The sequence below is a fragment of the Angustibacter aerolatus genome, assembly GCF_054776675.1.
This window is the reverse complement of the sequence record NZ_BAAHBM010000096.1, coordinates 1-10,964: the sequence shown is the minus strand read 5'-3', so window position 1 is coordinate 10,964 and position 10,964 is coordinate 1. Positions and strand designations below refer to the sequence as shown.

Here is a 10,964-nt window from a genome sequence, read left to right as displayed (position 1 = left end):
CCGCCGGCACCTCGACGGCGTGCAGCGGCCGGTCGAGCACGGTGGCCAGCAGGGTGCGCCAGGCGGCGTGCGTCGTGCCCCCGCCGGCGAGTCGCGTCTCGCGGCCGCGAGCGGCGGTGAGCGGCAGCGCGTCGACGGCGTCCGCGACGGCGAAGGCGACGCCCTCGAGCGCCGAGCGCAGCAGCGACGTCCGGTCGTGCCGCGGGTCGAGGCCGGTCCAGGCGCCGCGCATCGAGGGGTCGAGGTGCGGGGTGCGCTCGCCGACGAGGTGCGGCAGGAACAGCGGGTCGACGGCCCGCGCGGGCGTGGTCGCGGTGTCGTACAGCTCGGCCCACCCTGCCCCCAGCAGCCGGCGCACCCAGTCGAGCGTCTGACCACCCGTCAGCCCGGCCGCCATCGCGTACCAGCCGTCGAGGGTCGCCGACCGGTACAGGTGCGTCACGGGCGCCGTCGGCAGCGTCTCGAGGGCGGGGGCTCCGACCGTCGCCACCACCTGCACCCCGGTGCCGATCGTGAGCTGCACCGCGCCGGGGGCGACGAGGCCGGTGCCGAGGGCGGCTGCCGCGGTGTCGGCCGCCCCTGCCGCCACCGGCGCGCCCGCCGGCAGTCCCAGGTCGGCGGCGGCCGACGCCAGCAGGTCGCCGGCGCGCGCGCCCGACCAGGGCAGCAGCTCGGGCAGCAGCCGGCGGTCGACGTGCAGGGCGTCGAGCACCTCGCCGCTCCACCGGACGTCGACCACGTCGAGCAGCAGGGTGGCCGAGGCGTCGCTGGGCTCGGTGGCGACGACGCCGGTCATCCGCGCCCGCAGCCAGTCCTTGGGCTGCAGCGCCCAGGCGGCGCGCGCGACGACCGCCGGCTCGTGCTGCTGCAGCCACGCCAGCGAGGGCCCGGCCATGCCGGCCGTCACGGGGTTGCCGAGCCGCCGTCGCGTGGCGTCCGGCAGCGCGCGGTACGCGTCGAGCTGCGCCAGGGCCCGCGTGTCGGCCCAGAGCACGGCCGGCCGCACGGGCCGCAGGTCGGCGTCGCACAGCACCACGCCGTGCATCTGACCGCTCAGGCCGACACCCGCCACCTCCGCACCGGGCGCGGCCCGCAGCACCTGCGCGCACGCCCGGCGCACCGCCGCCCACCAGGCGTCCGGGTCGGTCTCGGCCCAGCCGGGGTGCGGCCGGTCGACGGCATAGGGCTCGTCGGCCTGCTGCAGCACGGCCCCGGCGGCGTCGACGAGCGCGACCTTCACCGAGCTGGTGCCCAGGTCGATGCCCAGCAGCGTCGCCGGCGGCACGTCAGCCCCGCCGTGCCATGACGTCCTCGAACACCCGCGCCGCCTGCTCGGTGTGCTCGTCGGCCGCCATCGCCTCGACGACGTCGGGGTTCGCCGTCACGTGCCGGACGCCGACCGCCGCCGCCTGCTCGACGACCTGCGGCGAGCGGACGCTGGCCAGCAGCACGTGCGTGCCGGTGCCCTGCAGCGCCTGCACCATGGCGGCGATCAGCTCGACCGGCGGCTCGCCGGTGCGGTCGCCGATCTGACCGAAGTACGGCGCGACGTAGGTGGCACCGACCTGCGCCGAGAGCAGCGCCTGGGCCACGGTGTTGACCGCCGTCACCAGGGTCGGGGTGCCTGCGCGGCGCACCGCCGTGGCGGCGGCGAAGCCGGCCAGGGTGGCCGGCAGCTTCACGACGGCGCGGTCGCCGAGCGCCCGCACAGGTTCGGCGTTGGCGACCATCTGCTCGGTGGTGGCGCCCCAGGTCTGGAAGAACACCTCCTGCGCGCCCGCCTCGACGAACGTCTCGTACAGCTGCACGAAGTCCTTCGCGCCCCGGTCGGAGCGGTCGAGGATCGTGGGGTTCGAGGTGACGCCCACGACCAGGCCGGCCCGCAGCAGCGGGAGCACTCGGTCGACGTCGGCGCTGTCGGCGTAGAGCTGCATCAGATGCCTTTCATCACGGGTCGGGACGCGGCAGGGGCGCCCGCTCGGTGAGCGGGCGCCCCGTCCGGTGTCAGTCTCCCCGGGTCAGCAGGAGGACTTGTAGGCGGCCTGCCCGCCCTCGCCGTCCAGGTTGTCCTTCGTGATGACGGTGAAGCCGGTCTGCACCTTGGTGGTGGTCTGACCGCCGTCGAGCGCGGCGACCGCCTGGTCGACGCCGTAGGCGCCGATCTGGCCGGGCTGCTGCGCCACCAGGGCCTGCACGGTGCCCTCCTTGAGGGCCGCGATCTGGTTCGGGCCGGCGTCGAAGCCGACGATCTTCACCTGACCGCTCTTGCCGGCCTGCTTGACGCCGGTGGCCGAGCCCTCGGCGGCGAACAGGTTGGCCGCGAAGATGCCGACCAGGTCGGGGTCCTTCTGCAGCTGCGCACCGACGAGCTGCGACGCGGTGGCCGGGTCGTTGTGGCTGTACTGCACGCCGACGTACTGGAACTTGCTGTCGGCCTTGACGGCCTCCTCGAAGCCCTTGGCGCGCGCGTCGGTGGTCGAGATGCCCGGGTCGACGCCCACGATCATGACCTTGCCGCCGCCCGGGTTCAGCTTCTTGATGGCGTCGAACGCCGCCTTGCCGCCGCCCTCGTTGTCGGACGCGATGCCGGACACCGCGAAGGACGGGTCGTTGACGGTGGTGTCGACGAGCACGACCTTGATGCCGGCGGCAGCGGCGCGCTGCAGGGGCTGCTGCATGGCCGACACGTCGGTGGGCGCCACGAGCAGCGCGTCCGGCTTGCCTGCGACGATCGAGTCGAGGATCGGCTTCTGCAGCGTGGGGTCGAACTTCTGCGCGCCCTGCGTCTTCACCGTGACGCCGAGCGTGCTGGCCTCGTCCTGCGCACCGCACTGCATGGTGATGTAGAACTGGTCGCCGGCGACGCCCTGCAGGAACTGGATGTTGTAGTTCTTCTTCGCCTTCTCCGGTGCGGTGACCGTGGTCGCCGACGCGATGGGGGCGGGGCCGGCAGCCGACGACGCCGAGCCGCTGCCGCCACCGGCGGCCTCCGGCTTGGACGACGAGCAGGCGGCCATGGGCAGTGCGAGCACCAGTGCCCCACCGACCAGCAGAGCGCGCTTCGTGTTCACGCGGGTTCCCTTCACTTCGAGTTCTTGCGACTGAACAGGTTTCGGGACCGTGCACCCCGCAGGGCGGCGGCACGGCGGGACTGGTCGACGTACACCGCGGCCACGAGGACCGCACCGACCGCGACGCCCTGCCAGAAGGGCTGGACGCCGATGATGACGAAGCCGCTCTGCAGCACCGCCGGGATGAAGATGCCGACGACGGTGCCGAAGATCGTGCCCTCGCCACCGAAGATCGACGTGCCGCCGATGACGACCGCCGCGATCACGTTCAGGTTCGTGAGCGACTGCCCGGCGATCGTCGTCGTGCCGTACTGCGCCAGCGACAGCACCGCTCCGACGCCGGCCAGCGCGCCGGTGAAGCCGTAGATGGCGATGAGGTGCCGGCTGACCTTGACGCCGTTGCGCCGAGCCGCCTCCTCGTTCGACCCGACCGCGTAGGTGTAGCGGCCGAACTTCGTCTTGTGCAGCAGGATGCCGCCGAGGACCACCACGATCAGCGCCAGGAACGGCAGCCCGGGGATGCCCAGCACCTTGGTGTAGGCGCTGAAGTCGGTGAGGCTCTCGGGCACCGAGCGGATGTCGATGCCGCCGGTGATCACCTGCGCCAGGCCGAGCGCCACCGACAGCGACCCGAGGGTCACGATCAGGGCCGGCACCCTGGCGTGCGCGATCATCCAACCGTTCAGCAGGCCCCACACCAGGCCGCTGAGGACGGCGACGACGACGCCGGCCAGGGCGACGCCGGCACCGCTGCCGCTCATGCCGTCCATGACCTTCGCGGAGATCACCGACGAGAACACCAGCACCGAGCCGACCGACAGGTCGATGCCCGAGGTGATGATGACGAAGGTCATGCCGACCCCGAGCACCGCCAGCACGGCGACGTTCTGCGAGATCAGCGAGAAGTTGCCTCCCGACAAGAACCGGCCGCCGGCCGCGATGCTGAAGAAGAGGCAGATGACGATCAGCACGCCGAGGATCCAGAACGCCTGCAGGCTGAGCATCCGCTTGATCAGCGACTGGCTGCCGTCCCCGGCGGAGGCCTCGCCCGTGACGACGGCGGGCTGGTTGGCGATGGCGCTCACGCGACTCCCTCCTTGGCGTCGAGGGCGCCGGTCATGGCACCCACCAGGGTCTCGACGGACGCGTCCTTCGCGTCGTAGGTGGCGACGCGGTGCCCGAGCCGCAGCACCTGGATGCGGTCGCACACGTCGATGACGTGCGGCATCGAGTGGCTGATGAACACCACGGCGATGCCCTTGTCGCGCACCCGCTTGATCGACTCGATGACGTTCTTGGTCTGCACCACGCCCAATGCGGCCGTCGGCTCGTCCAGGATGATGATCTTGCTGGCCCAGGCGATCGCCCGGGCGATGGCGATGCCCTGCCGCTGACCACCCGACATCGACCCCACGGGCGAGGTGAGCGAGCGGACGGTGGCGCCGAGCTCCTTGAACGAGGCGGCCGCCTGCTTGCGCATCTCCTTCTCGTCCATGAAGCCGAGCCGGCCCAGCACGCCCTTCGCCGGGATCTCGCGGCCGAGGAAGACGTTCTGCGTCGGGTTCAGGTGCGGCGCCAGCGCGAGATCCTGGTAGACGACCTCGATGCCGAGCGCGTTCGCCTGCTGCGGCGACTCGAGGTGCACCTCCTGGCCCTCGACGAGGATCTGCCCGGAGTCGAGCTCGAGGCTGCCGGAGAGCGCCTTGATGAGCGTCGACTTGCCGGCGCCGTTGTCACCGATGAGCCCGACGACCTCGCCGGCACCGATGTCGAAGTCGGCGGCGTCGAGCGCCCTGACGTGCCCGAAGCTGCGTGACAGCCCCCGGGCCTCGAGGAGTGCGGTCATGCGTGGTCCCCGTTCTGTGAGATGGCGGCAGGTGGCCAGGTGGTGCCGGGACGGCAGACGAGCAGCCGGACGTCGCCCTCCGCGTGCCAGTCGCCCGCCGAGGCGGGCACGACCCAGGTCTGCCCCTGGCTCGCGGGCTGCCCGGCGAGGGTGCCGCTGCCCGCCACGACGACGACCACGGCGAACCCGGCCGGCACGGGCTGCCCGTCGGTGCCGGGCGCCAGCAGGTGCATCCGGAAGAACGGCTCGGCGTCGTCGGGCAGCACCGGCGCGAGGCTGGTCGCCCCGTCGGCCACGGTGTGCCGCAGCAGCCGCGTGACGTCGGTGGTGGCCGCGCCCTCGACCGAGGACAGCGCCACCGCGCGGTCGAGCCCGAGGAACACCTCGTCGTCCGAGGCGCTGGTGTTGGTGCGCTCCAGCAGGATCGACTGGTCCGTCGGCTCCTGCGCCTCGATCAGCAGGATGCCCGCGCCGATGGCGTGCGGCGTGCCACCCGGCACGAGCACGCCGTCGCCGGCTCGCACCGGCACCCGGTGCATGCGCTCGAGCATCGCGTCGGCGTCCTGCGCGTCGACCAGCGCCGCGAGCTCGTCGGGGGCCACGTCGTCGCGCCAGCCGACCCACACCGCGGCGTCCGCCTCGGCCTGCAGCACGTACCAGGCCTCGGTCTTGCCGTAGGCGCAGCCGAGGTGCGTCGTGGCGAACTCGCGCGTGGGGTGCACGTGCACCGGCAGCCGCTGCCCGGCGTCGAGCACCTTGACCAGCACGCCGGTGTCGCCGGGGTCGCCGTCGTCGCGGCCCCGCCAGCCCACCGGGTCGGCCCGCACGGCGTCGCGCAGCAGCGTGCCGTCGGCCAGCCGGGCCAGGCCGAGCTCGTCCTCGCCGAAGCGGGCGACGGTCGCGCCGACCCACTCCTCGGGGGAGCGGTCGCCGACGGACGGGATGCCGCGCCACGCGGCGAGCGCGGGGCCGCCGGCGTACCAGTGCGGCACGACGTTGGGGGGCAGGAGCTGTGGCTGCACGGTCACCTCTTCGTGACGAGAGTCGTTGCGGGGGAGGGGGTCTAGGGGACGATGACGGCCTTGTGCACCGTCTTGTCGTTGCGCAGGTCGTCGAGCGCCTGGCCGTACTCGTCGAGCGAGTAGCGGTGGGTCACGATGCCGTCGGTGCGCACCCGGCCGCCGCGCAGCGCGTCGATCGCCGCGGCGAACGAGGTCATCTCGGCGAACGAGCCCTTGATGGTGATCTCGCGGCGGAAGACGTCGTAGGGGTGGAACTCGACGACCTCCTCGTCGCGCGTCACGCCGTAGACCAGCACCGTGCCGCCGCGCCGGGTGAGCGGCACGCAGATCGCGGCGACGGCGGTCGAGCCCGTGGCCTCGATCACCGCGTCGTAGCCGTCGCCGTGCGGCGAGGCCTCGCGCAGCTTCTGCAGGTTGCCCTCGGCGTCGTCGCGGGAGATCTGCACGACCTGGTCGATGCCGAGCTGCTTCGCGGTGTCGAGCTTGAACGCGCTGGGCGCCGCGACCGTCACGGACGACGCGCCACCGGTGGCGATGAGCTGTGCCAGCAGCAGACCGGTGGGGCCGGCGCCGAGCACCAGCGCGCTGCCACCGGGTCGCATCTGCAGCGACTCCAGGCCGTGCATCGCGCAGGACGTCGGCTCGCTGAACACCGCGACGTCCTTCGGCAGGCCCTCGGTCGAGAAGACCAGCCTGTGATCGGCCACGGCGTACTCGGCGAAGAAGCCCTGGAAGTTGCTGCCGAAGCCCTTGCTGTTCTCGCACAGGCCGAGCCGACCCGACAGGCAGTAGGAGCACTCGCCGCAGTAGACGTTGGGGTTGACCGTCACCTGCTCGCCGACCCGGAACCGGGTGACGCCCTCGCCCAGCCGGTCGACGGTACCGACCAGCTCGTGGCCCGGGATCAGGGGGAAGACGGCGCCGAAGTCGCCCTCGTGGATGTGCAGGTCGGTGCCGCAGACGCCCACCTGGTCGACCTTGATGAGCACCTCACCCGGGGCCGGCTCGGGTGTTGGGACCTCGGTCACCGACCAGCTCGCAGCGGCGTCGTAGTACACGGCCTTCATGCCGTCACCCCGTCCTCTTCCTCGAGTACGAGAGGCGCTTCGCTGCACCTCGAACCTTCGTGGTGCCGCGACAGTACGCCAGATCTCGTCGTATGTCACCGGTGACAGAGGACTTCTCCCACATCGCATGTCATCGGTGACATACTGCTGCCCGGGCGAGCCTGGGAGGACCCTCGATGACGACCATGCGCGACGTCGCGGTGCGCGCGGGGGTGAGCGCCAAGACGGTCTCCCGCGTCGTGAACAAGGACCGCTACGTGTCGGACGACGTCCGCGAGCGGGTCGAGCGCGCGATCGACGAGCTGCAGTACCGACCGAACATGCTCGCCGTGACCTTCCGCAACGGGCGCGACGCGGCGATCGGCGTGGCGGTGCCGGGCGTGGCCGACCCGTTCTTCGCCAGCATCATCGGCGCCGTCGAGCGCGAGGCCAGCCGGCGCGGCGCGGCGGTGATCGTCACCAGCGTCGGCTGGGAGCCGTCGCACGAGCAGCGTTCGATCGAGGCGGTGCTGCAGCGGCAGGTCGCCGGCATGATCATCGTGCCCGTCGGCGACGACATGACCTTCCTGCGGCCGTGGCAGGAGCGCACGCCCCTGGTGTTCGTCGACCGCTCGGTGAGCCGGCTGACCGCCGACGTCGTCGTGCAGGACGACGTGGGCGGCGGCGTCGAGGCCACCCGGCACCTGCTCGCCCACGGGCACCGGCGCATCGCGTTCATGGGCGACGGCGAGGGCGTGGTGACCGCCCGGTTGCGGCACGACGGCTACCGGCAGGCGCTGGCGCAGGCGGGGCTGCCGGTGCGCGACGACCTCGTGCACCTCGGCGAGATCGACACGCCCTCGTTGACCACCGCGCTGCGCCGGATGCTCGACGGACCCGAGCCGCCGACGGCGCTGTTCTCGTCGAACGCACGCTGCACGATCGCGCTCGTCCCGGCACTGGAGGCGCTGCGCCGCAAAGACATCGGGGTGATCGGCTTCGGGGACTTCCCGATGGCGGCGTCGCTCAAGCCCGCCGTCACCGTGATCGACCAGGACGGCGCCGAGATGGGTCGGTTCGCCGCCGAGCGGCTGTTCTCCCGCATCGAGGCGCCCGAGCGGCGGCTGCGGCGGCGCACCGTGCTACCGGTGCGGCTGGTGACCCGCACCTCCTGCGGCGTGCCGGGGGAGCGGCTGCGCGCCGGTCACGGCGAGGTCGTCGAGGGCCTGGGCGCGTGACCGAGGCGGCGCTGCCGGCGGTGCTGCTGGCCGGCGCCCCGGCGTCCGGCAAGAGCACGGTGGGCCGGCTGCTCGCCGGCCGGCTCGGTGCCGCGCTGCTCGACCAGGACGTGGCGACCGGCCCCCTCGTCGACGTCGTGCAGCGCCTGGTCGGCGTCGACGACCTCGACGACCCGCGGCTGGCCGGCCTGACCCGCGCCGCCCGCTACGAGGTGCTGTGGGCGCTGGCCGAGAGCAACCTGCGCGCGGGGGTGCCGGTGGTGCTCGTCGCACCGTTCACCGCCGAGCGCTCCGGCGACCCGCACTGGGCCGCGGCCCGCGGCCGGCTGGCCGCCGCCGGGGGAGCACCGCTGCTGGTGTGGCTGCGGCTCGACCGCGCCGAGGTGCTGCGCCGGCTGCGGGCCCGAGGTGCGGCCCGCGACGCCGCGAAGCTGCTCGACGAGGGCGCGTACCTCGAGGCCCTGGCCGCCCGCGAGGCCGGGCCGCCCGCCGTCCCGCACCTCGAGCTCGACGCCACGCGTCGTGCGGCCGACCTCGCCGCCGCCGTCCGGGCCGCCCTCACCGCGTGACCCCTTTCCGCGCCTCAGGCCGGTTCGCGCGGCTCAGCCCGGTTCTCGCACCGAGAAAGCGGCCTGGGATGCGGAAAGCGGGTTGGAGCGCGCAAAGGCGTGGGCTTGCCATCGATGGCATTGGCGGGGCAGACTGGTCCGTGCCATCGATGGCACACCTGGCGGAGGAGGCGGCGTGGCGGACGGCAAGAGCATCCTGCGCGACGTCGCGGTCGCGGCGGGCGTCAGCCTGCGCACCGCCTCGCGGGTGCTCAACGACGACCCGAAGGTCGCCAGCGAGACGCGGACCCGGGTGCAGCAGGCGATGCGCGAGCTGCGCTACACGCCCGACTCGATGGCCCGGTCGCTGCGCGCCGGCACCGACGCCACCATCGGGCTGGTCGTCGAGTCGGTCGCCGACCCGTTCTTCAGCGAGCTGGTCGAGGCCGTCGAGCGGGCCGCCTCGGCCGAGCGCAAGTCGGTGCTGGTCGCCTCGACGCACCGCGACCCCGAGCGCGAGCGGGCGGTGGTCGCGCAGATGCTGCAGCGTCGCGTGTCGGGGCTGCTGCTGGTGCCGACGGCCGGCGACCACGCGTGGCTCGAGACGCGGTCGCCGCGCACGCCCATGGTGCTCGTCGACCGCGCCGCTCCCGGGGTCGACGCCGACCTGGTGGCCATCGACGACGCCGCCGCCGCCCGCGGCGCGGTCGAGCACCTGCTGGCCCACGGCCACCGCCGGATCGGGTACGTGGGCGACCACCCCGACGTGCCGACGTCGGCCGCCCGGCTCGCCGGGTACCGCGACGCGCTGACGGCGCACGGTCTCGACGTCGACGAGCTGCTCGTGCGCGCCGACTGCCCCGACCCGGTGACCGCCGGGCAGGCGACCCGGGACCTGCTCTCGCGCAACGGCTCTGCACCCACGGCGCTGCTCAGTGCCGCGACCCGCTGCTCGCTCGGCGTGGTGCCGGCGCTGCACGCGACCGGGCGCACCGACGTCGCGCTGGTCGGCTTCGGCGACTTCGCGATGGCGGACGCGCTGCAGCCCGGCGTCACGGTGGTCGACCACTCGGCCGCCGCGGTCGGGCTGGCTGCGGCCGAGCGGCTCACCGAGCGGCTGGCCGACCCCGGGCTGCCGACCACCACCACCCACGTGCCCGTCCGCCTGCTGCAGCGCGGCTCCGGCGAGCTGCCGGCATGACCGTCGCGGCGGTGATCGGCGTCGACGTCGGCACCACGACGTCCAAGGCGCTCGTGCGGTCGGACGACGGGCGCCAGCTCGCGCTCGTCGAGGCCCGCACCCGCTGGACGACGACGCCGGACGGCGGCACCGAGGCCGAGGGCGACGCGTTCGTCGACCTCGTGGTCGACCTGCTGCGCCGCGGGCACGAGCACGCCGAAGCCGTTGCGGGAGAGCCGGTCCGGGTCACCGCGGTCGCCGTCGCGGGCCTCGCCGAGTCGGGCGTGCTGCTCGACCCCGACGGTCGCCCGTGCGCGCCGGCCATCGCCTGGTTCGACCGTCGCGGCACCGAGCAGGTCGAGCGCATCTCGTCGCGCGACAGCGGGTTCGGCGCCACCTTCGTGCGCCGCACCGGCCTGCCGTGGGACTGCCAGGCCAGCGTCGCCAAGCTGCTGTGGCTCGTCGACCAGGGCGTCGGCCTGACCGCCGGGCACCGCTGGGCGAGCGTGCCCGAGCTCGTGGTGCACCGCCTCGGCGGCGCACTCGTCGCCGAGCCGAGCCTCGCCTCCCGCACCGGCCTGCTCGACCAGGCCACCGGCGCGGTGTGGGCCGACGGCGCCGCGGCCCTGGGCCTGCCCTCGCAGCTGCTGCCCCCGCTGCTGACCGCCGGCACCGCTGCCGGACGGCTCGACGTCGACGCGCTGCCCGCCGGGCTGCAGGGTGCCGCGCTCACCGTCGCCGGCCACGACCACCCGGTGGCGGCGATCGGCGTCGGCGCCGCCGGGCCCGATGAGCTGTTCAACAGCACCGGCACGGCCGACGTCGTGGTGCGCGCGCTGCCCGGCGTGCTGAGCGACGAGCAGCGCGAGCGGCTGGTCGGCCGCGGCATCTCGGTCGGCGCGCACGTGCTGCCGGGCACCACGCTGCTCATCGGCGGCGCGCGCGGCGCCGTGCTGCTGCGCCGGGTGCTCCGGCTGCTCGGCGCCGCCGACGGCGAGGCGCGCGACCGGCTC

At 73.9% G+C, this 10,964-nt stretch carries 11 protein-coding genes; 4 read left to right on the top strand and 7 right to left on the bottom strand.

Annotated elements, in window-relative coordinates; translation table 11 throughout:
• The 7 genes from ACYVI6_RS16160 to ACYVI6_RS16130 form a co-directional block, all read right to left on the bottom strand.
• Positions 1–1,285 (bottom strand): xylulokinase (locus ACYVI6_RS16160; protein WP_460447351.1); only part of this gene is annotated, 1,285 nt, incomplete at its 3' end.
• A 1-nt stretch (position 1,286) separates the two neighbouring features.
• On the bottom strand, positions 1,287–1,934 hold the full coding sequence (locus ACYVI6_RS16155) for a transaldolase family protein (protein WP_460447350.1): 648 nt from the start codon (positions 1,932–1,934) through the stop codon (positions 1,287–1,289).
• An 84-nt stretch (positions 1,935–2,018) separates the two neighbouring features.
• Complete coding sequence (locus ACYVI6_RS16150) at positions 2,019–3,071, bottom strand: ABC transporter substrate-binding protein (RefSeq protein ID WP_460447349.1); 1,053 nt, start codon at positions 3,069–3,071, stop codon at positions 2,019–2,021.
• 11 nt (positions 3,072–3,082) lie between these two features.
• On the bottom strand, positions 3,083–4,156 hold the full coding sequence (locus ACYVI6_RS16145) for an ABC transporter permease (RefSeq protein ID WP_284286966.1): 1,074 nt from the start codon (positions 4,154–4,156) through the stop codon (positions 3,083–3,085).
• Positions 4,153–4,917, bottom strand: coding sequence for an ATP-binding cassette domain-containing protein (locus ACYVI6_RS16140; RefSeq protein ID WP_460447348.1), 765 nt, complete (start codon positions 4,915–4,917; stop codon positions 4,153–4,155). Before ACYVI6_RS16140 ends, ACYVI6_RS16145 begins: the two co-directional genes overlap by 4 nt.
• Positions 4,914–5,939, bottom strand: coding sequence for a class I mannose-6-phosphate isomerase (locus ACYVI6_RS16135; RefSeq protein WP_460447347.1), 1,026 nt, complete (start codon positions 5,937–5,939; stop codon positions 4,914–4,916). Before ACYVI6_RS16135 ends, ACYVI6_RS16140 begins: the two co-directional genes overlap by 4 nt.
• Positions 5,940–5,980: 41 nt before the next feature.
• Positions 5,981–7,006 carry a zinc-dependent alcohol dehydrogenase family protein gene (locus tag ACYVI6_RS16130; RefSeq protein WP_460447346.1) on the bottom strand — a complete coding sequence of 342 codons (1,026 nt, stop codon included), beginning with the start codon at positions 7,004–7,006 and terminating at the stop codon, positions 5,981–5,983.
• Between the two features lie 176 nt (positions 7,007–7,182).
• On the opposite strand from ACYVI6_RS16130, the gene ACYVI6_RS16125 reads away from it, so the two are divergent.
• From ACYVI6_RS16125 to ACYVI6_RS16110, 4 genes are all read left to right on the top strand, one after another.
• Positions 7,183–8,223: a LacI family DNA-binding transcriptional regulator gene (locus ACYVI6_RS16125; protein WP_460447345.1), complete on the top strand. Its 1,041-nt coding sequence runs from the start codon at positions 7,183–7,185 to the stop codon at positions 8,221–8,223.
• Positions 8,220–8,792, top strand: coding sequence for an AAA family ATPase (locus tag ACYVI6_RS16120; RefSeq protein WP_460447344.1), 573 nt, complete (start codon positions 8,220–8,222; stop codon positions 8,790–8,792). Before ACYVI6_RS16125 ends, ACYVI6_RS16120 begins: the two co-directional genes overlap by 4 nt.
• Positions 8,793–8,967: 175 nt before the next feature.
• Complete coding sequence (locus tag ACYVI6_RS16115; RefSeq protein ID WP_460447343.1) at positions 8,968–9,972, top strand: LacI family DNA-binding transcriptional regulator; 1,005 nt, start codon at positions 8,968–8,970, stop codon at positions 9,970–9,972.
• A partial coding sequence (locus ACYVI6_RS16110; RefSeq protein ID WP_460447342.1) for an FGGY family carbohydrate kinase occupies positions 9,969–10,964 on the top strand: 996 nt, incomplete at its 3' end. The genes ACYVI6_RS16115 and ACYVI6_RS16110, both read left to right, overlap by 4 nt.

Bases quoted from the DNA above. Each gene is read 5' to 3' on its own strand.
- ACYVI6_RS16155 (WP_460447350.1), bottom strand. From the start codon at position 1,934: ATGCAGCTCTACGCCGACAGCGCCGACGTCGACCGAGTGCTCCCGCTG.
- ACYVI6_RS16140 (WP_460447348.1), bottom strand. From the start codon at position 4,917: ATGACCGCACTCCTCGAGGCCCGGGGGCTGTCACGCAGCTTCGGGCAC.
- ACYVI6_RS16130 (WP_460447346.1), bottom strand. From the start codon at position 7,006: ATGAAGGCCGTGTACTACGACGCCGCTGCGAGCTGGTCGGTGACCGAG.
- ACYVI6_RS16125 (WP_460447345.1), top strand. From the start codon at position 7,183: ATGACGACCATGCGCGACGTCGCGGTGCGCGCGGGGGTGAGCGCCAAG.